At 42.2% G+C, this 24237-nt stretch carries 28 protein-coding genes; 5 read left to right on the top strand and 23 right to left on the bottom strand.

Going from position 1 to position 24237, the window contains the following annotated elements:
* Position 1: 1 nt before the first annotated feature.
* From L0P88_RS05400 to L0P88_RS05330, 15 genes are all read right to left on the bottom strand, one after another.
* Complete coding sequence (locus L0P88_RS05400; RefSeq protein WP_247133593.1) at positions 2-1018, bottom strand: hypothetical protein; 1017 nt, start codon at positions 1016-1018, stop codon at positions 2-4.
* 33 nt (positions 1019-1051) lie between these two features.
* The gene (locus tag L0P88_RS05395; RefSeq protein WP_247133592.1) at positions 1052-1612 is read right to left on the bottom strand and encodes a hypothetical protein; all 561 of its coding nucleotides are present in this window, start codon (positions 1610-1612) and stop codon (positions 1052-1054) included.
* Positions 1613-1749: 137 nt separating this feature from the next.
* Positions 1750-2418 carry a response regulator gene (locus L0P88_RS05390; protein WP_247133591.1) on the bottom strand — a complete coding sequence of 223 codons (669 nt, stop codon included), beginning with the start codon at positions 2416-2418 and terminating at the stop codon, positions 1750-1752.
* A 12-nt stretch (positions 2419-2430) separates the two neighbouring features.
* Complete coding sequence (locus tag L0P88_RS05385; protein WP_247133590.1) at positions 2431-3885, bottom strand: tetratricopeptide repeat-containing sensor histidine kinase; 1455 nt, start codon at positions 3883-3885, stop codon at positions 2431-2433.
* 557 nt (positions 3886-4442) lie between these two features.
* Entirely contained in the window at positions 4443-4586 is a 144-nt protein-coding gene (locus L0P88_RS05380) for a hypothetical protein (RefSeq protein WP_247133589.1), read from the bottom strand.
* A 770-nt stretch (positions 4587-5356) separates the two neighbouring features.
* Positions 5357-5503 carry a hypothetical protein gene (locus L0P88_RS05375; RefSeq protein WP_247133588.1) on the bottom strand — a complete coding sequence of 49 codons (147 nt, stop codon included), beginning with the start codon at positions 5501-5503 and terminating at the stop codon, positions 5357-5359.
* Positions 5504-5575: 72 nt separating this feature from the next.
* On the bottom strand, positions 5576-6256 hold the full coding sequence (locus L0P88_RS05370; protein WP_247133587.1) for a hypothetical protein: 681 nt from the start codon (positions 6254-6256) through the stop codon (positions 5576-5578).
* Positions 6257-6462: 206 nt separating this feature from the next.
* On the bottom strand, positions 6463-6681 hold the full coding sequence (locus tag L0P88_RS05365; RefSeq protein ID WP_247133586.1) for a hypothetical protein: 219 nt from the start codon (positions 6679-6681) through the stop codon (positions 6463-6465).
* Positions 6682-6785: 104 nt separating this feature from the next.
* Complete coding sequence (locus tag L0P88_RS05360) at positions 6786-7100, bottom strand: hypothetical protein (protein WP_247133585.1); 315 nt, start codon at positions 7098-7100, stop codon at positions 6786-6788.
* A 150-nt stretch (positions 7101-7250) separates the two neighbouring features.
* On the bottom strand, positions 7251-8216 hold the full coding sequence (locus tag L0P88_RS05355) for a hypothetical protein (RefSeq protein WP_247133584.1): 966 nt from the start codon (positions 8214-8216) through the stop codon (positions 7251-7253).
* Positions 8217-8222: 6 nt separating this feature from the next.
* A complete protein-coding gene (locus L0P88_RS05350; RefSeq protein ID WP_247133583.1) occupies positions 8223-9125 on the bottom strand; it encodes a DUF6175 family protein in 903 nt (300 codons plus the stop codon).
* Positions 9126-9135: 10 nt separating this feature from the next.
* A complete protein-coding gene (locus L0P88_RS05345) occupies positions 9136-9978 on the bottom strand; it encodes a hypothetical protein (protein WP_247133582.1) in 843 nt (280 codons plus the stop codon).
* Positions 9979-10020: 42 nt separating this feature from the next.
* On the bottom strand, positions 10021-11955 hold the full coding sequence (locus tag L0P88_RS05340; RefSeq protein ID WP_247133581.1) for a WG repeat-containing protein: 1935 nt from the start codon (positions 11953-11955) through the stop codon (positions 10021-10023).
* A 24-nt stretch (positions 11956-11979) separates the two neighbouring features.
* On the bottom strand, positions 11980-13284 hold the full coding sequence (locus L0P88_RS05335) for a C1 family peptidase (RefSeq protein ID WP_247133580.1): 1305 nt from the start codon (positions 13282-13284) through the stop codon (positions 11980-11982).
* The gene (locus L0P88_RS05330; RefSeq protein WP_247133579.1) at positions 13281-13643 is read right to left on the bottom strand and encodes a protease inhibitor I42 family protein; all 363 of its coding nucleotides are present in this window, start codon (positions 13641-13643) and stop codon (positions 13281-13283) included. Before L0P88_RS05330 ends, L0P88_RS05335 begins: the two co-directional genes overlap by 4 nt.
* A 77-nt stretch (positions 13644-13720) precedes the next feature.
* Here L0P88_RS05330 and L0P88_RS24120 point away from each other — a divergent pair, with 77 nt between their 5' ends.
* On the top strand, positions 13721-14272 hold the full coding sequence (locus L0P88_RS24120) for a glycine zipper family protein (RefSeq protein WP_409557720.1): 552 nt from the start codon (positions 13721-13723) through the stop codon (positions 14270-14272).
* Between the two features lie 823 nt (positions 14273-15095).
* Here the strand turns inward: L0P88_RS24120 and L0P88_RS05320 are convergent.
* From L0P88_RS05320 to L0P88_RS05300, 5 genes are all read right to left on the bottom strand, one after another.
* Positions 15096-15677: an FHA domain-containing protein gene (locus L0P88_RS05320; RefSeq protein ID WP_247133577.1), complete on the bottom strand. Its 582-nt coding sequence runs from the start codon at positions 15675-15677 to the stop codon at positions 15096-15098.
* A gap of 8 nt (positions 15678-15685) precedes the next feature.
* Positions 15686-15958 (bottom strand): hypothetical protein, encoded by a 273-nt coding sequence (locus L0P88_RS05315; protein WP_247133576.1) that lies wholly within the window; start codon positions 15956-15958, stop codon positions 15686-15688.
* A 10-nt stretch (positions 15959-15968) separates the two neighbouring features.
* Entirely contained in the window at positions 15969-16628 is a 660-nt protein-coding gene (locus L0P88_RS05310; protein ID WP_247133575.1) for an FHA domain-containing protein, read from the bottom strand.
* Between the two features lies 1 nt (position 16629).
* Entirely contained in the window at positions 16630-17322 is a 693-nt protein-coding gene (locus tag L0P88_RS05305; RefSeq protein ID WP_247133574.1) for a LytTR family transcriptional regulator DNA-binding domain-containing protein, read from the bottom strand.
* Positions 17323-17400: 78 nt separating this feature from the next.
* Entirely contained in the window at positions 17401-18174 is a 774-nt protein-coding gene (locus L0P88_RS05300; RefSeq protein ID WP_247133573.1) for a PP2C family protein-serine/threonine phosphatase, read from the bottom strand.
* Between the two features lie 245 nt (positions 18175-18419).
* Between L0P88_RS05300 and L0P88_RS05295 the strand changes: the two genes are divergently transcribed.
* The gene (locus L0P88_RS05295; RefSeq protein ID WP_158776837.1) at positions 18420-18650 is read left to right on the top strand and encodes a hypothetical protein; all 231 of its coding nucleotides are present in this window, start codon (positions 18420-18422) and stop codon (positions 18648-18650) included.
* On the opposite strand, the gene L0P88_RS05290 is transcribed toward L0P88_RS05295, so the two are convergent.
* The 3 genes from L0P88_RS05290 to L0P88_RS05280 all read right to left on the bottom strand — a co-directional run bounded on the left by L0P88_RS05290 (position 18647) and on the right by L0P88_RS05280 (position 21068).
* Positions 18647-19543: a universal stress protein gene (locus L0P88_RS05290; protein WP_247133572.1), complete on the bottom strand. Its 897-nt coding sequence runs from the start codon at positions 19541-19543 to the stop codon at positions 18647-18649. The genes L0P88_RS05295 and L0P88_RS05290 overlap by 4 nt on opposite strands.
* 84 nt (positions 19544-19627) lie before the next feature.
* Positions 19628-20320 carry a Crp/Fnr family transcriptional regulator gene (locus tag L0P88_RS05285; RefSeq protein ID WP_247133571.1) on the bottom strand — a complete coding sequence of 231 codons (693 nt, stop codon included), beginning with the start codon at positions 20318-20320 and terminating at the stop codon, positions 19628-19630.
* Between the two features lie 61 nt (positions 20321-20381).
* A complete protein-coding gene (locus tag L0P88_RS05280; RefSeq protein WP_247133570.1) occupies positions 20382-21068 on the bottom strand; it encodes a Crp/Fnr family transcriptional regulator in 687 nt (228 codons plus the stop codon).
* Positions 21069-21169: 101 nt separating this feature from the next.
* Between L0P88_RS05280 and L0P88_RS05275 the strand changes: the two genes are divergently transcribed.
* The 3 genes from L0P88_RS05275 to ccoS all read left to right on the top strand — a co-directional run bounded on the left by L0P88_RS05275 (position 21170) and on the right by ccoS (position 24236).
* Positions 21170-23542, top strand: coding sequence for a heavy metal translocating P-type ATPase (locus tag L0P88_RS05275; protein ID WP_247133569.1), 2373 nt, complete (start codon positions 21170-21172; stop codon positions 23540-23542).
* Positions 23543-23560: 18 nt separating this feature from the next.
* Positions 23561-23977, top strand: a complete 417-nt coding sequence (locus L0P88_RS05270) for a doxx family protein (protein WP_247133568.1) — start codon at positions 23561-23563, stop codon at positions 23975-23977.
* A 67-nt stretch (positions 23978-24044) separates the two neighbouring features.
* The gene (gene ccoS / locus L0P88_RS05265; RefSeq protein WP_158776841.1) at positions 24045-24236 is read left to right on the top strand and encodes a cbb3-type cytochrome oxidase assembly protein CcoS; all 192 of its coding nucleotides are present in this window, start codon (positions 24045-24047) and stop codon (positions 24234-24236) included.
* The last annotated feature ends 1 nt before the right edge of the window (position 24237 follow it).

The raw sequence follows: 24237 nt of genomic DNA, 5'->3' as shown, positions 1-24237 counted from the left end.
TCTATTGGTTAGTGGTATTTATGATGACGTTTAGGTTTTGACCAGGTGCAACCGTAGTACTGATGGCTTGAATGTTAATGGTGGGGATACCATCCGTAAATCCTACATTGTCAAAAACAAAACCACTGCCATCAAAAAGGCCAAGATCTTCACCGCTGACTCCCGTACTAATTGCCTGCGAGCCGGATTGGAGGTTGTAGTTGTCAATCAATGGTTCATAGATAGCATTGTCATTGTCCTCGACAAAAAGGGGATCGACATTAACGATATTCCCCGTGCCAACAAGGGCGTCCGCATTACCGGTAAATTGATTATAAATTAGACAGTTTTCAAAGGTTACCCCATCATTGTTCGCATTTGCGGTACCACTTGTTCTAGCAATAAAAATTGAATTCTGAACTGTAACATTGCCTGTTTCATCCCTGGAGTTAAAAACTTCCGAGGTCAAAAAGACATTATTTTTAATGGTTACGGACTCATGCAACCTAACCGTAAGATTCCCAAAAAACACATTATTGGTAATAAGGGCGTTTGAAAAGCTTGATCCCGATGAGGCACCACTTCCCATAGTGTTTATGACATTGCCCCTAAGTACCAAATTGTTAACCCCACCATTGTTGATGACCATGGAACTGCTGAAATAGTTGTTTTCCAAAATCAAGTCGGAAATTGGGGTTCCAGCGGTGATAAAAAGGTCATCGGTTACCCTGAATCCAGAAACCCTGACATTGGAGGCATTGGACGTTAATGTCAAGTCCGTTATAAGGGTTTGCTTATCAGCAGAGCTATGTGAAAAGCCAATCATTGTCAATGGTTTGTCAATTTCAATATTCCCATAATTGGTTTCGGATGGATGAACATAAATAATATCCCCGGAACTGGCATTGGATATAGCCGTCTGTAAATCGTTGAACTGTGCCGCACTTCCCGGGGAGTTATCCACGGTGATGATGTTTTGGGCGTATATAAAGGCCAAATTGACCAGAAAAGCTAAAGTAAAAAGCGTAATTTTTTTCATTTTATAGTGGTTTAAAGATTAAGTCAAAGCTGGTTAATTGATTTCATAGGATACGTTGTTGAACCTGCCGTCGGCAATTCGATATTCGTCCCCATTACTTTCGTCCAAAGCTAAAAAGCTGAATTCCCCGGAAATTGTTCGGGAAGAGGTGTCCAATGCGGTAATCCTAAAAAACGCTTCCCCATTTTCGATTGCAGAACTGGCGATAGTGGCATTGGCATCCGATAGGGTACTTTCCCCAATGATATATTGCCCCACAACACTTATAATGGACTCGTCCTCTGAACTGGAACTGAACGATCTTCCGGTACTGAAGTCTTCCTCATTTTGAAAACTTATGGCCAAACTGATGGATTCTACCTGGGCAACTCCAGGATTGGATTCTACAAGAGTGGCGGAAATTGTAAAAATGGTTGCAAAATCGTTTACGAAAAGATTCCCTTCCGTGAATGCTTCATCAGATGCAAATGAGCGCCCATTCACCGTTGCTGTCAAGGTGTTTTCAGAAGTTGGTATTTCACCATTGGAATCGTCTGAGTTGGAACAGGAAGCCATTACTAAAAAGACGAAGGGAAAAATCAATTTCTTGGTCATAAGTCTGGTTCTTTGATTACGGACCAAACCTATCTTCCTTTAGGGACAAACCCTTACGGGAATCCGTAGGTTTTAACAAGGTTTTCCCCAATTTGGACAAGGGGTATAAAAAAATCGATGAAAGGTAGGTTCAGGGGTCAGATCAACCCCAAATCCTTGGCGGTTGCTACCAACTGAATGGCATTTTTGGCTTCGAACTCTTCTTTTAACCTATTGATACGTTTCTCTATGGAGCTTAAACTGCTTGGGGACATCCCCTGTGATTTAAAATCCTGTGCGATTTCGCTCTGGGAATAGCCCTTGGCCAAATTGGATAGTAAGGAGATGTCGTAATCCTCCAGTTCAAACAGGTTCTTTTTTTCCACACTATTTTTTAGTTCCGGGGATAAAAAGGTGTCTCCATTGGCTATGGCCAATAGGGCTTGCTCCAGATTTTTAAGACCGTTCCTGCCTTTTAGCACATAGGCCTCAATTTTTTGGATTTCCATGAGTTCGTTGATCACTGCCCTACGATCCTCAATGGAATAGACAACGATTGGAATGGAAATCCCCTGTTCCCTCAACTTTTCCACAAGTTCCTTACCGCCTTTGAGTTTGGCTTCCCTATAGTCTTTTTCGAAAGAAAGGTCCGTGATGAGCAGATTGAATGGGGCCCCATCCTGTTTGGCCCTTTTAATTTTTAGGTAGGCCTCGTCGCAATATTGGGAGGTCACAATTTCGTCTGCCCCAATTTTGTTCTGGACCACGGCAGAAATGCCCAGGCCAATACTATCAAAGTCTTCAACGACCAATATCTTTTTGAACATCTTAGGATTTGATTAGATGGGGATACTTAAGGTTACTTTGACCCCTTTTCCCTCTACACCGCCAAATATAAATTGACCCCCTACACTTTGGATACGGTTTTCCGTATTTTGAAGCCCGACCCCCTGTTGTTGTCCCCTTTTTACCCCGATGCCATTGTCCGAATAATCTACTTGCAGCCTTCTTTTTTCCTCCTTAAAATTAAGGGCCACCAAACCGGCACCACTATGTTTTTTCATGTTGACCAATAGTTCCTTCAGTGTCCTGTGCAGGGCCACACATTTATGTATATTTAATTTTTCCCATGATATCCCCTCCATGCCTTTAATAAGCACTTTGGTGCCATTGCCACTAAAACCCTGTAGCATATCCTTGAGTTCTATGGCAAAGGCCTTGCCGGTGGCAAGCTCCCGGGTGTCGTGGGAAATATCCCGGGTACGTCTGTAGATATCCTCCAGCTGATCTAGGATGGCTTCATTGGGCGTCTTGTCCTGGTGTTGCACCGCGGTCATGACCCCATAGACGTCATTGGCCAGGCCATCATGGATTTTCTTGCTGATTTTTTTCTCGGTATTGTAGATTTCCTGCAAGGTCCTCTTCTTATGCTGTTGGCGCAATATGAAGTAATACGAACCGCCCCCCATGAGCAGTACGGCAAGCAGGGACAGTAGTAGGATTCTTTGGGTCTCCTCCCTGGCCAATTGGGCCTCATTTTGTGCCGTTTCCGTTTCCAAAGCCTGCAAACGGGCTTTTTCCTGTTCGTCACTGTACTTTAAGTAAGCGAATTGATTTTTGAAAGCTTGTCTGCTTATCTCAATACTATCTTTAAGATGAACATATCGAGGGGCTAATTCAGCATATTTTTTTGGGTTGTGCTGTAAGAACTTAGCTAGAGTCTGAATTTCTGCATTGGGATTTTGTAATGATTTTGAAACCTGAATCAAAGAATCCGAATACTTTTCCGCTATATGGGAATTCATCGGAAGATAATAATCCAATAAGTCGGAATAACTTGATAGCAATCCCCATGCATCGTTTTCGCTTTTTCTAATTTGAAGCGAATACAAAAAAACGGGAAGCGGATTTTTATTACTAAGTTTCCACTCGCTTAGTGCCAGATTGTGTTCCAAACGTGCTTTCTCTTTTTTACTTAAACTTTTGGGAAGTTCCTGTAGAACATCTTCAAGCAGTGAAATTGACTTCCTTAAGTCGTTTTTTGATACATATAATAGCGCTAAGTTGTTGGAGTAGATTACTTTATTATCTTTTTTAGGGTCAGTATCAATTGCTTTTTTATAAAATGATTCTGCCAAGTCATAATCTCCAAGTTTGAGGAAATTATGCGCCAATTCGTTCATGGAAACAGCCCAATAGGTCTTGTTTTTTATTGAGTCCAGATATGTCAGGGATTCAGTGATTGTTTCTTTGGATTCATAGAAAGCTGCCTTTCTATATTGAATTTTTGACATTTCCAATAGCTTACGTCCTACTTGGAGGCTATCCTTGAGAATTTTAAAAGTTTTCTGCGCCAAGTTATAATAATGATAAGCGCTATCAAGTTTATTGGCAATTCGGAAATCATAGGCTAAATATGATTGCCCCTTTGAAATGTAGCTGATATTTTTGACTCTGGAAGCTACTTTTAAAAGAAGCCTATCGAAGAAAAAAACAGAATCCATTTTTTCAACAGATTCATAGTATTTGGATTTTTGAACTATAGTGTCGAGAATTCTTCTCTTGGTTTCTTCGTCTTTTATGTCATCTAGTTTTTGTAAAAAGTCTTTTGTATTCGAAAAATTTAAAGAAAGCTCTTCGCTTAATACTTCACTTTGTCCGGTCTTATCAATTTCTTCAGAGCAAGAAGCCAGGACGATAAATAGAGAACAACAAAAACTCAGCAATTGTGTGGGTAGGAGGAAATTTATCTTTGAGGTATTAATTGACATCCGATTCTTTTGTTGGCCTTTAAATATAAGGTAGAAAAGGAAGAAAAAGGACAGGGAACATGTTCCCTGTCCTTTTTGTTTTAGTCCTTACCATCTTCAGGACTGGATTGGCCACCATCCGTGCCATACAATTCAACCTCGGTTTCAGTTGAATCAGGTTGTGTGCAAGAAACTGCACCTAAGGTCAATAATCCGATAAGTAAGAGTTTAAAAGTCGATTTCATGTTTTTGTTGATTTTGATATGGTTATGAAATCGGCAGTTCTACCCAGACCATCACTGCCGCAGACGGTCTGTGAAATGTTTAAAAAGCGCTTTTTTATTTTGTTACCGTGAAAGTAAGTGGCCTATTTCCACCCATCATCTTTTGCTGTACAAAAGGGGTGTTTTGCTAAACAAAACCATAGCTGTGTTCGGTTTTTCCTTTAGAAAAAAGAATTTTTTCCTTGGTTAAACTATGGGTTGTGTTTAGAGGGTAGTGCTACGGGAACTGTATGACCATAAATGCATGTTATAACATTTACTTTTACAAATATGGGTGGTTGGCTAAGTCAAAATCCTTAAGAAAAAGGTCTGGTTAATCATAGTAAATACAATGATTACAGTTGTGTATAAAATACATTAGAGGAAAAGTATTGTTGATTGACATAGTTGTTTTGATCGATAGAAAATATAAATATTAGTGATGTAAGTGGATATTTAAATGATGAAGAAAGGAAGAGGTCTTCCAAAAGAATTCATAAAACAAAAGGGAAGCCTTTAATGGGCAGAGTTGTATTTAGGGAGAAGGTGGTACATGTTTTTCAAAAAGAATTTTGATTCATTATAACAAATCAAAATACAAATGAAAGTAGGTTAACCATAAAGGTGGTTGATTTTAAACGAGCACAACTGGAGAAAAATAGAATGAACAGAAATTGTAAAGTGATGGATTTAGAAAAAGGAGAAATCAAAAAGGGACAAACAGATGTCCCTTTTTATAAAGGATTTGGATTTTAACCTTCACCTGGTTCTTCTTTGACCTCATCGTCATCCGGCGAATCAATATAGAGGTTCTCGGTTTCCGCCTGGTCGTTAGTGCAGGAAACTGCACCTAAGGTCAATAATCCGAACACAAAAAATTGTAAAATGGTCGATTTCATACTAGTATTTCATTGGGTTATCACGTACCCAAATTAATCATATAGAATACATTTTCAAAACCCCGAAAGCCTTTACTGAAAAGTGTTTACAAGAAATGGATGATTGACAACCGAAACCATATCCGTACTCGGTTTTTCCTTTAAGAACAATGAGCTTTTTCCCTGGACAACTATGGTTTTGGTTGCCATATGGAACTTATGCAGGGCCAGGTTCACCTCCCCGTTTTCCTTTATAAAAGACTGTATGGTGTATGTTCCCTTATGTTGGAACATGATTCGTGGTCCATGGATAATGCCCTTAAGCTTTTCCTTTTGTTTCTGGGGCAAGTCGTCTTCCAAGAGCACAAGATTGTTTGTGGTCATGGTAAAAAAGTCCACTATGGCCCTTTCAGAAGTTAGTTTTGGTGGGTGCTTTACAAAAAAGGCGTTCCAGTCGGTATTGGGGGTGATCTGTACCAGAAAGTCATTTTCCCTACACAGTAGTTTGATGTTTTTTGTGGTTTGGTTTTCGTTGATCTTGAAATGGAACAACCAGGTCTCCTCATAAAAAGTGACCTTTCGTTTTTTGGCGTGGAGAATGGTGAATGAATCTGTGCTTGGGAGGTTTAAATGGCTTTTTAAAATTAAACCATAGGCCTTGAACGCTTTGTTTGGGATGGCTTCCCATGGTACTATGGAATCATTGGTTTTTAGTGGATTGGCGCTGGAAGTCAGGACCCATGCTACTAGGAGGTAGAAACATACATTTTTCATCGGATTGCTTTTTTGGTTAATCATATCCAAATGTATCTTTGGTTTAAGCCCTTCCGGGAATTGCCTAAATGAAATGCCCTTTTTACTGTATAAAAGAAAACCCGGACTTTAGGTCCGGGTATACGTGGTTTTGGTTGGTGAATGGATTCCTGTAAAAAAGGAAATGATGGCTTCAATGAAATCCGCTATGTACGAGGCTAGAGGTTTTAATGGAACTGATCGAGGCCATGGTCCAAATCACTGTCCAACCACTCAAAGGCTGGATAATGGCCCATGTCACCTATGGCTGCTTCAAAGGCCAATTTATCTGCATTGCCATGGCTTTCCAATAGGTTGTCGAATTCAAAACTGTCGGTAATGGTATCATGGTTCAAAATACACTTTTCCATTACTTTTTCCTTGGTATGTACTCCCGTAATCTTCATTTTCCTTGATTTTTTGGTTGTTGGTTTTTATTGTTCCGAGGCATAGGCCAATACGGCCATTAACCCCATTTGTACCAGATATTCGTTCATACTATTGTTTCCTTTTAGATAATGCCACCGCGCTTCCCCTGTTCCGAATCTTCAACGATAAGTTTGCCAATAGCTTCATATTTGGTCCCTGTCCAAAACCCATTAAAGCTTATGTAATGGGTAATCTCCGTACGGCTACCCCACCAGCTGTAATCACAGTCCAAAACCTCTGTGTATATATTGGTGTCCCCGCTGCTTAATAGCAGTTCCATAATTCCGTCCCGGTGATTGCGCAGTATTCTGGAGGCATCCGAGCATTGTGCCTTCCCGGCCATGGCGCATAGGAAGATCAGCATGGCGATCATAAATTTTAGTATTCCTGTCTTCATGTCTTTGGTGTTTGTTGATTTTATGGGAACAAATCTATTGGGGGAGCTATGCACAAGGGATATGTGCTGTATGAAGAAGGGTTTTTGGTATACCAAACAAAAAAGGGAACCTAATGGCTCCCTTTGATCACAAATACAACGAACTGAAAACTAATGGCAATTCTGTTTGAACAATTGGCACATTTGATTGTCGTGGGTTTTGGCCGCGTATGTTGAGGCCAACGTATTGATCACTTTTTTCTTCCGTTTTTGAACCCGACTCTGTACTTCTTCTTCTTTCACCCCCTCTTTTAGTTTGGTTTCATCCCCTTTGATTTCATCGGATTGGACGATCTCCTGTTTTAGTTGTTGTGCCGAGTCGAAACAATCGGATGCCTCATCCATGTAGTACTCCAATAAGTAATAACCATAATACCAATGGCGGAAGCGGATGGCCCGTTTGGCATCGCTCAACAGCTCGTCACAACGTGCCCGATTGTGGGCTTCATAGGCTACCTCCAACAATTGTTGCAGGTTGTCATCACATTCGCCGGAAATACCTACCGGAGCAAAACTGATCAGGTTCATGGCCTCTTCAAACTTTTTGCCGGCAATCATGGCCTTTGCATCCCGGTAGAGTCGCGAACAATTATTTTGAAAATCTGCCAAAATTTTGGTCCGTACCTTGGTCATAAAGGCTTCAATGTCCTCGTTTTTGGTCTTTGCCCTTCCAATGGCCTTGTTAATGGCCTTTGAACGCGAAAAATCCTCCCCTTCCAGTTCCATGTTATACGTGCCATAGACTTTTTGGGTTCGTGCCTCCATAACCACCAGGGTCAATTCTGCTTCTATGGTGTGTACGTTTCGTAGCTGGGTTTCAACTTCCCTATGGTCAAAAATTTCAAACTTGGGATACACCAAATATTGGCTGAGGTAATCCAGTCCGGACATTCCATAATTGGAGACCATCCGGGTCACCTTGGTCTGAATTTTTTTTCGCTGTGCGGTATTCAACCCCTCCGTATACCGATCAGGTACAATAACGCTAAGGGCAATTCCCTGCTCCAAGGAATCATCTTGGGCTGTTAGCGTTAAAAATGGGCACCCAAGGAAAAGTACGATTAGTAGCTGCTTCATCTTTTGTTATTCAATGGTTACATATAGGGCCCCACGGTCCCTTTTAAAACTTACCTCCATTCCCAAATCGTCAAAAAACCGATCCAGTTGGCGTTCAATTTTGCTGTCCCGCATATCACAGGGATAACGGTATTCCTCCACCATCATTTGATAGTCCGTTTGATTGGCAATTTTGTAACCGCCCTTAAAGGCATTTTCTTCCATCCAATCTTCCAGGACATATTTTAGGCGTTCATCATCGGCATACTCCACGCGGGAATCCATAGTGTATTCCGAATCACTCCCTATTTTGAACTGAAGGTCGGCCACCGCCCCTTTTATGCAAAGCTTTTTCTGAAACCGTATCAATTCCTTCATAAACTCATCCGCACAGGAAAAACGGTTTCCTGCCGCATCCGTGAACTTTGTTTTTTTAAGGGCGGATTGTGCCAAAGCCCCGGTATCCCTGGTATAAAACATATTGGATTCACAGATTTCGCTGGCCACGGAAAGGGCAGTGGAGTAGTGGTTGGCTTCTACGATCAACCGTACTTTATTCCCGCCTCCGGAGGTAACATATTGCAGGTCTACCTCTACCAAAACATCCGCTGCGGCACTGTTGAAAAGCAGTTCTACCATACCGCATTGGTCGCAGGGATTGACCTCCATTTCCCGCATCAATTTTTTGAAGGCCGATTCAAAATCCTTGGTATCAAAACCATAATTGGTAAAGGCATCGTTCACCGCGGCCATTCCTACACGAATGTCCGGGGATAGGTCCACTAAGGTTCTAATGTCCTGCCCCTCATTGACCCTTGGAATGATCATTACACTGGGAAGGATAACATCGTCATGTGCCACTTTCTGGGCTACGCTGGGAACCACCAAACAAATGACCAGTAGGCATAAAGTGAATTGTGTTTTCTTCATTTTCGTATGCTTATAATGAAAGCCCGCTTTTGGGCATGGATTGGCAAATGAGTTTTATGGTGTCATCATTGTATTTGTCCAAGAGTTCCGTTGCGTTTTTACCAACAAAAGCCTTTGAAAAATCACCCTCCACTACTTTTATGGGAAACTTGGCGACCAATTCCTTTCGTACTTTTAACCCTTTCACCGTTTCAATTTCGGTTACTTGATAAATGCCAAAGCGGTCCCCTTTGTTGACCCCTTCATTTTTTCCGGCAACTATGAGAACTTCCGCACTCTTTTTTACGGGATCGATCTGTTGTATGGGAGCAATGAAAGGTACATTGTTAATAATATAGTTTTCAATATCCTTTTGAGCTGCTCTCAACGTATTGACCATGGCCTGTGTTTCTGTTCCACCGGACAACTTAAAGTTAAGGGGGCCGCCAGGATTAAAGGTTTTTGTGGCGATGAGTTCATTGGTTTCAATATCGTTGATGCTTATGCTAAAACTCATATCACATTTAAAGGAGCCATCTTTGGTCTTGGAATAACTAAGGGCGATCAATTTTCCACCGACAATAAACTTGGCACCATCTTTAATGCCCTGTTCGGTAACATATCCGTTGATGTATTCAATATTCTTCTGGATTTCCCCCTCCCTGTATTTGTTGGCCTCTGCGTAGGCGGTACGATCAATGGGCCTAAATCTCTTGGATTCAAAGAATATTTCCTTCACCCGCTCGGTCAAAAGGTCGGCTTCCTGGAAATCTTGGTATCGGTTGGCCTCAAATGTGAGCAGGCCAATGGTTGTCCGCTGTGCCCATATGGATTGGGCCACCAATAACAGTACTAGTGTTCCTAATTTCTGCATTTTCATAGTTCTCAGTATTTAAGTTGATTTATTGTGTTCGCTTTAGTTTTCCAATCTGCTGAAATTATCAGCATAATCATATATAAAATCGATTTGCGGTTCCCCTTTTGTGTTAATGAACCCCCATTTGTTGTTCCTCTTCACGGGAGCAAGCCCGTTGCTAAAAACCCCGGCACTTTCATAGATGTCGGATATCATGAATTTCCCGGACCTGTCAATATAGCCCCATCCATTTGCGGTCATGGCCGCCGCCAGGCTTTCTGAAAAATTGCCCAACATTTGATATTCCGTTGAAATGGCTTGACCCCCTTTTTTATCGATAAAAAAGTGGTTGTCTTTTTGGGATACTGCGGCCAAGCCATTTGAAAAAGGATTTGCCGAATCAAAATCAAAAGGGATGGCAATACTACCAAGGCTATTGACGTACCCCCAAAGATTTCCTTTTTTAACAGCAGCCAGTCCTTCCGAAAACTCCAGGGCCACATCAAATTGGGGCTCGATAAAGAGGTTCCCTTTGGAATCAATATACCCCCATTTTCCCTGGAGTTGTACGGCCGCGAACCCATTGGCAAACGATCCGGCCAAATTGAATTTTGGTGCTATCGCAAAGGTCCCGTCCGCTTTGATGTAGCCCCATTGGTTCCCCTCCCGGACAACCGCAAGGTTTTCTGAAAAAGGGGCTGCAAAATCATATTGCTTCTCAAAGGCTGGGTTTCCTTCCGTATCAATATATATCCATTTTCCATTCTTTTGTACGGGTGCCAATCCATTGGAAAATCCAAATCCCTCATCGTATTCAAATGGGATGACTTTCTTTCCCTTGATGTCAAGAAAGGCCGTTTTGCCATTCAATTCAACCCTGGCCAATGAAATTGGAGTTACCGATCGGCCAAGAAAATAGTAGGTGCCTACTGCCAATAGGGCCAATACAACCGCCCCACCAATGAAGATGCCTTTTTTGCTTTTGGAAGAGGGTTTGGCAACCGTTTTGGCTTGGCTTTCCCCTTTTGCTTGTATGGCCGTACCATCCTGGGGCGTATCCGGAGGCATTGTTCCCAATAGAACGGTACCGGCATCTTCTTCCTCTTCTGGAGTAGGGGAAAGGCCTGGACTTCTTAGGCCCTCGGGCAGCTCCTCCAACAAGGCTTCACCACTGATTACCCGTTTTTTGTTATCCCGCCGTAGGCATTGTTTGGCAACTTTCTTCCAGGGTTCAGGGAGGTTGTCCAATTCCGAATCCAAATCCTTATGAAGGATCTGTTGCATAATTTCACTTTGCCATTCCACACTGGCGGAGCTGTGTCCTTTAACATCAAAAAGGGAATTGTTTGTAAATACCTCATTTACGATTACCCCAAAACTCCAGAGATCCGTGTTGAACTTTAGGGGTTGACCCTTTAATTGTTCCGGCGAACTGTACTGTACCGTTCCTCCTGCAAAGCTATTGGCAAATTCTGAACCTTCTCCCTGAATTTCGGCGAGCTTGCTCAGACCAAAATCGGTAATCTTGGGAACTATGCCCTCCCCAGGACGATCTACCACTAAAATATTCCCAGGCTTGATGTCCCTATGCACCACTTTCTTGTGGTGTAAATAGGCCAACCCTTCCAAAATTTGGATAAGGATTTTCCCTTTTTGTTCCTCATCCAAATCGTGTTTCTTAATGAAATTGGAAAGATTTCCCAAGGGATAGTACTGCATAATGGCATAGTCAAAAATCCCTGGGCCATCCTCAAAACGATGTACGCTTTCATAATTGGCAATATTTGGATGTTTGGCCAATGATTTTATGGCATCGAACTCTACCTGTAGGGAAACTTCCTTGCCCTGCAGTTGCTTTACTTCGGAAACCTTAATGGCAACATGTCTGTCCAAGACCCTATCATAGGCCTTGTAGACAGTACCGAAGCTCCCACCACCAATTTTATGCTCCCTATTGTTATAGTGGTACCTCTTTTGGAACTCTTGTCTGGTCATGTCCGGTTGGTTCTTTAATCACTCTTATCCTTTTTTTACGACGATGTCATCATTGCTAAACTTCAATCCAAAAACATTCGGGGCTTCTATTTTTTTGTCATACAATAACCTTACCTGTATGTCCTCATCCATTTTAATGGTTCCTTTCCAATACCCGAAAAGCAGGGCCTTTTTCCCCTTCCGTTTTACAATTGATTTTGTGTAGACCTCCAATTTCTGTTCCCCTTCCTCAATTTCTATTTTGTTGTGGTACTTGACCCCTTTTCTGTTCATGCCATATTTTCTGATTTTATTGTCATTGACCTTTATGAACAGCTCTTGATATTCCTGAATTGAACCCAGGACGTGCACCATGTCCAAGGTGAAAGTGGTTTTGGTGGGAGAAACGGGAAGGTCCTCTTCTTCGGCCACATCTTCTTCCGTTTCCGGAACTTCATTGGTATCGGTTTCAGGTTGGACTTCAGATTCCGGGGCTGCGGGCGAATCCATTTTGGTAACATCTGCCCATGAAAAGAAGGAAAGGTCATATGTGCCATATTTTAACCAGGCATAACCTTTGTCCCCCCATTTTTCACCCCATGAATTTCTAATGAGCCAGGCGCCCTTATCATCGTCCCATCCAACCACATTAATGGCATGGTTTCGTTTACCAATATGCGGTTTGTCCAAAATTTCCTTTTTGGTTGGGTTATGGGCAATAAAGTCACTATCGGCGTTCACCGCAGCCGCCAATGCACCATGCTGGACAATGGCATTTTTTATGACATCGATTTCAGGGGAAACCCCTATTGATTTCCAATTGGCGACCCGAACAAATCCATCGTCGGATAGGGAACATGAGGCCTGCTCGGCCTGATATGGGCGTTGTGTTTCGACCTTTAATTTTTTGCTATTATCTGCCAACCACTTAAGGGCAAGGGTATAATCACCACCCTTGCATCCACCGCCCCTATAAAAGCTTACACAGTCCACCAGTTGTTGTTCCGCGAGATCACTTTCTTTCGCGTTGATCAATAAATTGCTCGATTCCAGAGTGGCAATGGCCGAAAATGCCCAGCAAGAGCCGCATTGCAACTGATCCTTAATTGGCGAAAGCGCATTTACATCCCTAAGATCAAAGCTTTTGGCCGTGGCTTCACCGGCACTTTGCAGCGTAAGATTGTAGATGTCTTCCCCATTTCCAATATATTCCTTGAAATCCTTATCCATCTGTGCCCTTTCCTCATCTGTTGCGGGAATGAGTCCCATGGCCTGTGAAAGGAGTGAAGTAGTGGATAATAGCAATCCTATTAGAAAGAGGTTTTTGATATGTATTGTATTGACTTTCATTTTTTACTTTTTTTAATTCTCACAACAATTTCCTTGACATTCCCGTCAAGGATCAATTCTGGTTGAAAACTTCTGATCTTCACAAACTTTAGTGCATACTTTCCTTTCTTCTCACCTCGAAATTTGAAGTGTTTTGTATATGCTGAAAAACCACTGGGGAGCTCAACATCGGTCTTAAAGGTATCGATGGCTATTATGCCCTCGGTGGGTTTGTACGTCCATTCAAAACCTCCTTCTCCTTCTTGTTCCAGGGCGACTTCAAAAGTGTCTCCGGCGCGGACCACTTTATTGGAAGTTGCGCAGGATACTTGAAGGAGTATTAAAAGCAGTATGCCAAAAGCTATGGTGTTTCTAGTCATTCCCATTTTTTTAGATATCCAAATCCTCTCCAAAGCTGTCTTCTTCTTCAAAGGCCTCCCCGTCATTTAGACCTTCAATGATCTCATCTTCTGTTCCCAGCTCCTCAAGTTCCACAAATTCATCATCTATTTCCACATCCTCAACATCTTCAACATCCGGTTCCACGTCCTCGGGTTCCGGGTCCGGTTCCACTTCTTCCGGCGCTTCATCGGGGGCTTCTTCTGGTTCCGTATCCGGTTCCACTTCTTCCGGCGCAGCATCTGGGGTTCCTTCTGGCTCCGTGCCCGGTTCCACTTCTTCCGGCGCTTCATCGGGGGCTCCCTCTGGTTCCGTGTCCGGTTCCACTTCTTCGGGTGCTTCATCGGGGGCTCCCTCTGGTTCCGTATCTGGTTCCACTTCTTCGGGCGCTTCATCGGGGACTCCTTCTGGTTCCGTGTCCGGTTCCACTTCGTCTGCTTCTTCCCCCGTGTCTTCGTCGGCCCCATCTGGTTCTACATCCACGTCGGCATCCGTATCTACATCACTGGGTTCTTCCTCGGCATTTTCAAAATCGGATTGTTCTTTAAAAGCTTTAAAAAACTCCTTTTTTTGGTCGTCGCTAAAGGAATCCCATTCTTCTTTGGTATAGGTGCTGTACGGTTGTCCTTTCCACATGAAAAAACCGCCTCCGCCCAACTGTTCCCGAGCGGTATCAAAGGCCTCTCCAAAATTCATGTCATCGGTAACGGCGTCTGCAAATTGTACATTGGAGGAAATGGTCAGGTTCACCAGTCCATCATCCGTTCCTCCGTCCAATTCCACGTCGTCCAATTCCACATCATCCACTTGTTCCGTTTCAGACCCATCATCTGGGGTATTGTCTTCGGTTGCGGCTGCAATCCCTTGATTTATGGACCTACCGGACCTGCCATAAACGGCGCCGCCCAAAATACCGGCCAAAGCCACTAAGGGTAATTTGCCGGCCTTCAAGAGTTTTACCTGTAATTTGGTCAATCCCTTTAATTTGACTTCCGTCTTTTTTTCGGGATTGACCTTTAAGATTGTTTCCTTTTCACTCATTGTCTTTGTTTTCGATGTTCAAAAATGACCCTTATCATCGACCTAAAATTTTTTGACTGTACGAAACCACCATTTTATTGGATAAAGCCAATAAAATCGTAGTTACACCATTAGGTTTTGGAATGGCACAAAAAGGTGACCAATCCTGATTTGAACGTTGTTGGGGGGAACTTCTAAACTTTTTTGTAAGAAGTACTTGAACGTTTAATTAGAATATTTTCAGTTGAACTTGTAACGTTTTTACCAAGTTAATTAGGGCAATAAAACCGTGGAATCACACTACAATAAACAACAATTCTTTGGCATTTCCCAACATGTTTTTAAGCAGTTAAAAACATGTAGAAATATACTTTCATATACCGAAGAATCCTCTCATGACCACAAGGGGTCAACTAGCTGGAAACTAAGGTTATGACCGTATGTAAACCAATCTTTATTTTATCTCCGGGCTCTAAAAAAACCTGGTCCCTTGGATCCAATTCCTGCGCTGTTCCATGGGCTACCAAAATGGTCTTGTTCCTACTCTTTAGATCCTGTACGATCACCTGTCCATGGGCTCCTTTGGATTTGACCTTCATTAGCACGTGTATTCGGGACACTGCCGGGTCAAATTCCGTAGGAATAAGTATGGGTATGGCTTTGGGGTCATACGCTTTTATGGTTTTTTCACTTCGGCCAATGATATAGGCATTATTGTTCGCAATTTCTTTAATGGTAAGGGTTTCTCCCGTGCTTTCTTTGGCGATGGAAACCTTAAAGGTCCTACTTGGCAAAGTAGGGCTGTCACCCCCCATTATAACCGTTCCCGGTTTTGGTGGATTGGAGGCAACGGTGTCCGTCTTTTTGTATTTGGAAAGGATCAAATTCACCTGTTTTCCACATGTTTTGCACGTTATTCGTTTGTTCAGCCCCAATAGGAGCCATTCTTCAGGGATTTTAACCCTGGTGCCACATGCTTTACAGGTATAATTCATTTTTTTGGTTATATATCTAGATCGCTTTCCATATCGTCTTCAAAATCATTTTCTTCCATGTCCTCTTGGTCTTCTTCTTCTTCTTCTTCTTCGTGATCTGGATTTTGATCTGTTGAAGGATTGGTGACCGAGGCATTGTTTCCGTCCAAATCCAAATCGGAATCTTCCAATTCGTCATCCAAGTAGGTGAAATCCAGTTCAATGATGTTCTCTTCATTCACGGGTAATTCCATTACCTGTGATGGTTCATCCACTTCCATTTCAATAATAATTTCTTTCATGGTCTTTACTTTATGGGGCAACCCAATCGCATTTGCACTTGGGACATTTTTCTTGATTTTTCCAATAGTTCCAGCTTCTCTTGCTTAAATCCATTTTACATTTTGGACATAAAAAGTTAAGATAAAACTCATCTTGAAGTTCTTCAAGTCGTTCGTTCTGCTTCTTTTCGGAGGCCGATAGGGTAGCCAGTACAGTACCCATTAGACCAGCGGAAATTGTAAGTATGGTCTTTATTTCCCGTTCTATTTTAAGAACATTGATAAGGACAATGACAAAGGCCGTTATTAAAATACGGATACCCAGGGATTGCAGTTTAAAGTACTTTCTGATACTATCCCTTTTGGTTTTGAAGTTTTTCTCCACCGATCTTAGATTCCCAAACTCCTCACTAAAATCCTGCCTGTTCTTAAGTACATATTTTTCCACTTGGGAAATCAGGTCCTTGCCCAGTACCTTTTCCTCGCCAAATTCAATTTTGTCCTTTTTCTGAAGGTTTTTTGTTACTATTCTCCGGCCATTGACCCTGGTACCGTTGGAAGAATCCAAATCCTTGAGCAAAAAGGACTTGAAGTCATTGGATATCTCCACTTCTGCATGAACGCCGCTTACCGTTTTGTGATTAAGGGCGAGGTGGTTTTTTTCGTTCCTCCCTATTGTAAATGCTTCCATATCAATACCAGTAAACAAATTTTCGCAATTCTTTTATATACTTTTCCCCTAAACGCTGTTTCATGGGAGGCGCTTTTTGGTTGGTCACAAATCGTACGTCATTCCCCGTAATTTGTAGCACCCTATTACGATTCACCAGTAGGGATTTCCCCACCCGTTTTATGGAACTTACATTGGACAGACGCTCTTCCAGGTTGCCCAAGGGCCTACATTCCTTTCTCATGGTGCCATCGGCCATATAGATTTCCGTCCAATTGCCACTGCCCATACAAAAACAGATGTCCTTGGTGTCCACAAGGTCAAAATGGCCTTTGGACTTAATTTTTAACTTTTTTAGAATGGCACCTTGATAAGGGGGAAACTTCAACAATCTATTGATAAGATTGGCCATGCCCTTTCCGGTTTCGGCCGAAAGGGTAGGATAGAAGGCCACCACATCTTGCTCCCATCCTATAAACGCAAGTTCTAAATTGGAGGTGACCAAGACAATATTGGCAAACGCATTGGTGCTTGAAATAAAACTGATGTAACTTCTTAATTGCTCCCTGCTCCCTTCGGAATCGTCCGGGATATAGAAGAAGTTGAGGTGCTCTATATGTTTAAGATGTTGGTTTTTCTGTTTAAACCACTGTTCTTCGATCAAATCGACATAACCTTCATCGGGAAAATTCACAAAATCAAGCTCCGTAGTCATGGTTGGTGTTGTAAGGTTCAGTATTGTTGAAAAATATAAAAAAAAGGGTTGCACTACCACACATATTCGTTCTCATGACTATTTTAATGACGAAAGGAGTTGCCATTCATTTGCATATCTGGAAAAATTGGTGCAATCCTCGATTTCCAGTTCAATTAACAGGGCGGAGTGGTTGTCCAGACTCTTCTTTGTACATTCTTCTTGAATGTGAACGAGTTTTTCCTCGGAGGTTTTTTTGGTGTCACTTAACAAATGGAGCAATGCCTCATGTGAAAAGGTTTCCAATACACCGTCCGAACAGATAAATCCAATGTCCCCCTCAATGAGATCGGACAAAAAATGAATTTCCGGAACGGTCTTCTTCCCCTCTAAATTTCCTTTAAATGCCTTTAGTATTTGATGGTTCATCGGATGCTTTGCCGCTTCATGGTGCGTAATTTCCCCATTCCTTACCAAACTGCCTACCAGGGAATGGTCCCATGTATGCCAAAACATTTTTGCTTCCGGTTTTACAAAATAGATTCTTGAATCACCTGCATGTGCCGTAAACAATCCTTTTTTACCTCTAAAGACCGCAGCAAGGGTAGTCGCCATGCCGTCCAGGGAATCCTCCCTATTGACCAGGTCGTTCAAATGGTCCTGGGCGGCGCCCAATAGTGCTAGGATCGGGTCTTCACCAAGGGCCGTTTCAACATAATTCCCGGTAATAAAATCCACAAGGCTTTTGCTGGCCATTTCTCCCCGGACGGCCCCACCAACACCGTCACACACCATAAAAACATTGTCCTTATGCCCGATACTGTCTTCGTTGTTTTCTTTTTTTCCGATATGGGTATAGTGAAATACCTTCATAATCCATCGTTTACGGAATGAACCAAATTAGTTGCGCAAATTTTGTTGTAAAATGGCCGCAAGCAACATTTTAATATACCAAAATCATTATTTACTGTATGAAAAAACTAAAAATACCAATACGCATGATAAAAGGTTACGGAAAACCGTAAAGGAAAAGGTAATGCAATGATGTCGTGTTAATCTTGCCTTAAATCCATTTATTGTTCAACTTTTATCTATAAATTGTTGAACAAATAAAAGTTATGAAAATTTCTGCGATGGGTGTTGTTGCCTTTACCACCCTTGTTTTGGTTACTGTCACCATTATGTCCAGCATGAACTTCCCATTTAACTGGGTGTTCTATGTAACCGTTTTTGGCCAGGCGTTAGTGGTTTTTATGGTATACAAGGTATTGACCGAGAACTACGAAACTACTAAAACCTTTGAGGATTTTTATGAGGATCATCCCATAGGAAAGGAAAATTACCGCTAGTAACTGCGTAATTCTTCCTTTCGCTCCTTGGTTATGGGCTCCATTCCCAATTCCGGAATCACCAACAATGGAATTTGGGTGTGAAAGGCCGTTCGTTTCACAATGGGTTCCCTGGTCATGCGTTCCATATAACTGTGTTGGTAGTGGAGCATGGCCAATAAATGGATGTCTAATTCCTTTGAGAAGACATCCAAGGTATGGGAAACGGAGTTCAGCTCGGAAACCGTGTGGATATAGTGTTCCACATTGGCAAAATATTTTCTGAGCATATTGAGATTGAACAATTGCAACTCTGTTAGGGCCTTTATCTCATATTGAACATGGACAATTCTAATGGTGGCTTCAAATGAATTGGCCAGATCGATCAATGGTGTTAGTTCGGAAAGTGAATAAAACCGATTGAAATCAGTGGCAAACGCAATTTCCGATGGCGCCATATACTCGAAATTCCTAGGAATGGCCAGAATCGGACACTTTTTGGTGTTCTTTATGATGCGAACGGTATTGCTGCCCATAAAGACTTCGTCCATTCCAGATGCCCCCTTGGTACCTGTTACGATCAGGTCTATACCATAGGTGTCCACAACATCCTTTACCTCATCGGCCAAAAGATTGAAGGAGGAAATGGTTTCAAAGGAATGTTTGGGATTATTGAACTCCTTCCGAATTCTCTTTACGGTCTTGCTCAACCCATTTTCTGAAGTAGAGCGAACGGCATCCTCTATACGGACCCCGTTCACCATTGGAGCCATGAATCTACTGCTGGGGATAACAGGGGTATAGGTGTTCAGCAGGAAAAAATCACATTCTTGGTTCTGAAAGAGTCGCATGGCATAGCAAATGGCATTCCATGCATTGTTAGAAAAGTCCGTGGGTATTAAAATCCGTTTCATCCCAATTTTTTTTACGATAGTATAAAATTAGGAGGGTAGGGATAGTAATACTATGACAATTATCAGCTTTAAGGAAATGCTGTGTTAAAATCCTTCGGCCAAGTCCCTTAGCTTTCGCTCGTCCTTAATGCCCACCTTCTTTCCAGAGGTATGGATCAACCCTTTCTTTTTAAATTCAGAAATAATTCTAATGGCGGATTCCGTGGCGGTACCTACAACATTGGCAATATCCTCACGTGAAAGTGTAAGGGCCAAAAACCCATCATTATCTTCCCCAAAATTGTTCTTCAAATAAAGAAAGGCCTCCGCAATGCGCTGTTTCACTGTTTTTTGGCTCATATTGACAATGACGTCATCCGCTTCCTTGAGTTCATGGGCCATATGCCTTAAAACTTCCAGGGTAAAGTTCGGATTTTTCTGTAATGTGGTGGTAATGCTTTCCTTGGGAATAAAACAAACATCCATATCGCTGACCGCAACGGCGGAAAGGTTGGAATGTTCTTCGGCAATAACGGACCTCTGGCCCATTACTTCCCCTTTCGTAGCTAGTTTAACAATTTGATCTTTACCGTTGGGACTGAGCTTGGAAAGTTTGGAAACCCCAGATCTAACACAATAGACCCCATTGAGTTTTTCACCCTCCTCAAACAAGGGTTCCCCCTTTTTGACTGATTTTCTGATTTTGGAATCGGAGACTTTTTTCAATTCCTCCTTGTTCATTGCCCTTAGGGAATTGAATTGTCGCACGATGCAATTCTCACATCTGCTATTATCCATAATTTAAATTTACCTGACGTCTAAAATTAAGAGTTCTATGGCAAATAAAAACTGCAATTCTTTAGGAATTCCCAATTCTTTCCAGTCCCTCTTTGGAAAGAACATGAATTTCACTTCTTACAGTGTTTATGAGTCCTGCATTTTTAAAATTTGTGAGAAGGTTTATGACATATTCCGGTGATGTGCCCAGAACGGTAGCCATATCCTCCCTTTTTAATCGTACCCAGAGCCTACCATTCCTATCGGCCCCATATTTCTTCAGCAAGTACACCAAAAGATGGGCCAAACGTTGTTTGATGCCTTTATGGACACAGAAAATGATACGGGTGTATTCGTTGATATTGACATCTTCAATAAGGACATCCAAAAAGTCCTGGAGGAATCCGGGATTCTCCTTTAGACTTTTCAAAAAAGTGTTTTTGTCCAAACAGCATAATTCAATGTCGGAAAGGGCCACCGCACTAACTTCGGCGCCGTTGTTGGTCAGTAGGGAGCGTTTGCCCATGATTTCCCCCTTTCCCAAAAAACGGAGGACATGCTCCTGCCCAATGTTATCCACTTTACTGAATTTACATGCTCCCTTGTTTATGCAATACAGTTTATGCAATGGTTGGTTTTCCTTGAAAATGACCTCGCCTTTGGGAATGCTCAAGGATTCCGAGGTTCTAAGAAGTTCCTGCTTTACCTCGCTTGATAACGATTCAAAATCCTTTAATTGTCTGGACTGTAATTCTGTGCAGTTACCCATAGGACAAAGGTACTTTTCTGCGGATCCATAAAAGATGACATAAGTCATATTTTTCCAAGGCGCCTTATTCCATCTTTGTGTTCGGTATAATGCAAATGTGTATGTCATCTTCAACCTGTTACCATTGTGGTGACCCTTGTGGGCGTGCGGCTGTCCTATTTGATGAAAAAAACTTCTGCTGCAATGGTTGCAAGACCGTTTATGAAATTTTTCACACGAGCGGATTGGAAGGGTATTACGATCTGGAAAGCGCTGCTGGGGCCACTCCCAAAGAGGTGGCCAATAAGTTTGATTTTTTGGAAAATCCAGAAGTGGCGGAGAAGCTATTGGATTTTAATGAGGATGGGATTCAGGTAGTTGAATTCCATATACCACATATGCACTGCAGTTCCTGTATTTGGGTGCTGGAAAATTTAAACAGATTGCGTTCTTTTATCAAAAGTTCCCAGGTTGATTTTCCAAAACGAAAGGCCAGAATAACCTTCGATAGTGAAGGGCTGAACCTAAAGGAGCTTGCCATACTGTTGGCCAAAATAGGGTACGAGCCATCCATTGTCCTTGAGGATTATTCCCAGGCAAAAAAGAAGGTGGACCGGAACCTTATCTATAAATTGGGAGTTGCCGGTTTTTCTTTTGGGAATGTAATGCTCCTTTCTTTTCCGGAGTATTTTGAAGTCCAGGAATATTGGTTGGATCAATACAAAACCTTCTTTAGATGGTTAATGTTTTCCTTTTCCCTGCCCGTGGTTTTTTACGCTTCCCAGGATTACTTCACTTCGGCTTTTAAAGGATTGCGATCCAAGTTGTTGAACATTGATGTTCCCATAGCCTTGGGAATCCTGACCTTGTTCATAAGAAGTACTGTGGATATCGTCTTTGATTTGGGTTCAGGCTTTTTTGATAGCCTTACAGGTTTGGTATTCTTCTTATTGGTAGGACGGTTTTTTCAACAAAAGACGTATGCGCATCTATCGTTTGAGCGGGACTACAAATCCTATTTCCCCATTGGGGTGACCCGGGTAACCGAAAATGATGGGGAAGAGAACATCGAAATTTATAGGGTAAAACAGGGCGATAGGCTTTTGGTCCGTAATCAGGAAATCATTCCTGTGGATTGCATCCTTATCCATGGACGTGCGCAGATTGACTATAGCTTTGTCACCGGGGAGTCGGAATCCGTACCCAAATCATCGGGGGATAAGTTGTTCGCCGGAGGCAAACAATTGGGTGGGGTACTTGAAATAGAGGCCATAAAATCCGTATCCCAGAGTTATCTTACCCAGTTGTGGAGCAATTCTGCCTTTGCAAAAAACAAGGCCAGTGAATTCCAAACCCTAACCGACGCCATAGGTAAACGATTCACCATTGCGGTTTTGACCATTGCCACCATTGCCACATCGTACTGGTTGTGGCAGGACCCGTCTAAGGCGCTCAATGTCTTTACAGCGGTTTTGATCATCGCCTGTCCTTGTGCCATTGCATTGGCCGCACCTTTCACCCTTGGCAACCTATTGCGAATTTTTGGCCGTAACGGTTTTTACCTTAAAGACACGAATACCATAGAAAGATTGGCCAAAATAGATACCGTTGTCTTTGATAAAACAGGGACATTGACTTCAAATTCAGGGAATACCATTGTCTACGAGGGCATGGAATTGACCGATGATGAAGCTTCTTTGCTCAAGAATACCCTGCGTGCTTCAAACCATCCCCTGAGCAGGGAATTGTACGGCATTTTGGAAAGTTGTCAGATAAAGACATTGGATGAATTTTCCGAACATACTGGAAAAGGGGTTAAGGGAAAACTGGGACAGCACACCATGAAAGTGGGATCTGCAAACTATGTTGGCACCCAGGAAGGGACAAAGGCGGAAACATCGGTCCACATTAGCGCAGATGAAAATTATAAGGGCCGTTTTGTGTTCAAAAGCAAATACAGGGAAGGTCTGGTTACCCTCTTTAAAGGGCTTATGACGAACTTTTCATTGGTCATTCTGTCCGGGGATAACGATGGGGAACGGAAAAAGCTGGAAAAAATGTTTCCTTTTCAACTCCCCATGTTTTTTGACCAAAAGCCGGAAGACAAACTCAAGTTCGTTAAAAAATCACAAGAGCATTCAAATGTACTCATGGTTGGGGATGGACTCAATGATGCCGGCGCCTTGGCCCAGAGTAACGTGGGTATAGCGGTTTCGGAAAATGTAAATGTGTTTTCACCTGCCTGTGATGCTATTTTGGATGCTGGCAAGCTAACAGGGCTAGCTAGGTTCCTAAAGCTTTCCCAACAATCCATTGGTATCATAAAACTGAGTTTTTTATTGTCGCTTTGTTACAATGTGGTAGGCTTGTATTTTGCTGTGACCGGCCAGTTAAAACCTGTAATTGCGGCCATCTTGATGCCCTTGAGTTCCATTAGTATAGTGGTCTTTACCACAATTGCCACAAATTATATAGGTTCAAAATTCAAAACATAAACGTAAAGCAAAAACGGAATGATGATCGGTAACAAAACAATTTTATCCAGTACCATAGGTTTGGTGTACTTATGGTTTGGAAGTTTAAAGTTCTTTCCAGGCACAAGCCCGGCAGAGGAACTGGCAAGGAACACCATCCACCAATTAACGTTTGGGTTGGTGACCGATCAAGCTGCGGTGACCTTGCTGGCCATTTTAGAGGTAGGTATTGGTCTGCTATTGCTTATTGGAATTTTTAGAAAACAAGTGGTGGTCATTGCATTGGCGCATATGGTATTCACTTTTACGCCATTGCTGTTTTTTCCCAATGATTCATTTGCCCATGCACCTTTGGTCCCTACCCTGTTAGGTCAATACATAGGTAAAAATATCATCATTATAGGTGCTTTGGTGACCATGATCCGAAAGGAAAAAAATAAAGGATTTTTTATTTAAAAATCTGATAAATGTCATTTTTTTCAAGGAATCATAAAGGTAGTTTTACACCCGAATTTAAATAGGTATGAGCGTAATTTATGTGTTACTGAGCATAAGTGTGTGTGTTGCTATTGTCTTTTTTGCAGCTTTCATCTTTACGGTCAGGAGCGGTCAATATGACGATTCCTATACACCGTCCGTCCGGATGCTTTTTGAAGATGAACTAGTGGATACTACCGATAAGAATAACAACCAAAATAAAAGTCAAACTGAATAAT

It is taken from the genome of Muricauda sp. SCSIO 64092 (assembly GCF_023016285.1).
Taxonomy (GTDB): Bacteria; Bacteroidota; Bacteroidia; order Flavobacteriales; family Flavobacteriaceae; genus Croceivirga.
The sequence above is the reverse complement of the archived record's forward strand: the minus strand, read 5'-3'. Positions and strand labels throughout refer to the sequence as shown.

What these genes read in the sequence shown, in the direction of transcription:
- L0P88_RS05380 (WP_247133589.1), bottom strand. Translation starts at nt 4,586, where the DNA reads ATGAAATCGACTTTTAAACTCTTACTTATCGGATTATTGACCTTAGGT.
- L0P88_RS05330 (WP_247133579.1), bottom strand. Translation starts at nt 13,643, where the DNA reads ATGACTAGAAACACCATAGCTTTTGGCATACTGCTTTTAATACTCCTT.
- L0P88_RS05395 (WP_247133592.1), bottom strand. Translation starts at nt 1,612, where the DNA reads ATGACCAAGAAATTGATTTTTCCCTTCGTCTTTTTAGTAATGGCTTCC.
- L0P88_RS05270 (WP_247133568.1), top strand. Translation starts at nt 23,561, where the DNA reads ATGATGATCGGTAACAAAACAATTTTATCCAGTACCATAGGTTTGGTG.
- ccoS (WP_158776841.1), top strand. Translation starts at nt 24,045, where the DNA reads ATGAGCGTAATTTATGTGTTACTGAGCATAAGTGTGTGTGTTGCTATT.
- L0P88_RS05375 (WP_247133588.1), bottom strand. Translation starts at nt 5,503, where the DNA reads ATGAAATCGACCATTTTACAATTTTTTGTGTTCGGATTATTGACCTTA.
- L0P88_RS05385 (WP_247133590.1), bottom strand. Translation starts at nt 3,885, where the DNA reads ATGTCAAAAATTCAATATAGAAAGGCAGCTTTCTATGAATCCAAAGAA.
- L0P88_RS05340 (WP_247133581.1), bottom strand. Translation starts at nt 11,955, where the DNA reads ATGACCAGACAAGAGTTCCAAAAGAGGTACCACTATAACAATAGGGAG.
- L0P88_RS05285 (WP_247133571.1), bottom strand. Translation starts at nt 20,320, where the DNA reads ATGGATAATAGCAGATGTGAGAATTGCATCGTGCGACAATTCAATTCC.
- L0P88_RS05320 (WP_247133577.1), bottom strand. Translation starts at nt 15,677, where the DNA reads ATGAATTATACCTGTAAAGCATGTGGCACCAGGGTTAAAATCCCTGAA.
- L0P88_RS05295 (WP_158776837.1), top strand. Translation starts at nt 18,420, where the DNA reads ATGAAAATTTCTGCGATGGGTGTTGTTGCCTTTACCACCCTTGTTTTG.
- L0P88_RS05400 (WP_247133593.1), bottom strand. Translation starts at nt 1,018, where the DNA reads ATGAAAAAAATTACGCTTTTTACTTTAGCTTTTCTGGTCAATTTGGCC.
- L0P88_RS05305 (WP_247133574.1), bottom strand. Translation starts at nt 17,322, where the DNA reads ATGACTACGGAGCTTGATTTTGTGAATTTTCCCGATGAAGGTTATGTC.
- L0P88_RS05280 (WP_247133570.1), bottom strand. Translation starts at nt 21,068, where the DNA reads ATGGGTAACTGCACAGAATTACAGTCCAGACAATTAAAGGATTTTGAA.
- L0P88_RS05350 (WP_247133583.1), bottom strand. Translation starts at nt 9,125, where the DNA reads ATGAAGAAAACACAATTCACTTTATGCCTACTGGTCATTTGTTTGGTG.
- L0P88_RS05365 (WP_247133586.1), bottom strand. Translation starts at nt 6,681, where the DNA reads ATGAAGATTACGGGAGTACATACCAAGGAAAAAGTAATGGAAAAGTGT.
- L0P88_RS05360 (WP_247133585.1), bottom strand. Translation starts at nt 7,100, where the DNA reads ATGAAGACAGGAATACTAAAATTTATGATCGCCATGCTGATCTTCCTA.
- L0P88_RS05290 (WP_247133572.1), bottom strand. Translation starts at nt 19,543, where the DNA reads ATGAAACGGATTTTAATACCCACGGACTTTTCTAACAATGCATGGAAT.
- L0P88_RS05390 (WP_247133591.1), bottom strand. Translation starts at nt 2,418, where the DNA reads ATGTTCAAAAAGATATTGGTCGTTGAAGACTTTGATAGTATTGGCCTG.
- L0P88_RS05300 (WP_247133573.1), bottom strand. Translation starts at nt 18,174, where the DNA reads ATGAAGGTATTTCACTATACCCATATCGGAAAAAAAGAAAACAACGAA.
- L0P88_RS05345 (WP_247133582.1), bottom strand. Translation starts at nt 9,978, where the DNA reads ATGCAGAAATTAGGAACACTAGTACTGTTATTGGTGGCCCAATCCATA.
- L0P88_RS24120 (WP_409557720.1), top strand. Translation starts at nt 13,721, where the DNA reads ATGATCTCATCTTCTGTTCCCAGCTCCTCAAGTTCCACAAATTCATCA.
- L0P88_RS05310 (WP_247133575.1), bottom strand. Translation starts at nt 16,628, where the DNA reads ATGGAAGCATTTACAATAGGGAGGAACGAAAAAAACCACCTCGCCCTT.
- L0P88_RS05355 (WP_247133584.1), bottom strand. Translation starts at nt 8,216, where the DNA reads ATGAAGCAGCTACTAATCGTACTTTTCCTTGGGTGCCCATTTTTAACG.
- L0P88_RS05335 (WP_247133580.1), bottom strand. Translation starts at nt 13,284, where the DNA reads ATGAAAGTCAATACAATACATATCAAAAACCTCTTTCTAATAGGATTG.
- L0P88_RS05315 (WP_247133576.1), bottom strand. Translation starts at nt 15,958, where the DNA reads ATGAAAGAAATTATTATTGAAATGGAAGTGGATGAACCATCACAGGTA.
- L0P88_RS05370 (WP_247133587.1), bottom strand. Translation starts at nt 6,256, where the DNA reads ATGAAAAATGTATGTTTCTACCTCCTAGTAGCATGGGTCCTGACTTCC.
- L0P88_RS05275 (WP_247133569.1), top strand. Translation starts at nt 21,170, where the DNA reads ATGTCATCTTCAACCTGTTACCATTGTGGTGACCCTTGTGGGCGTGCG.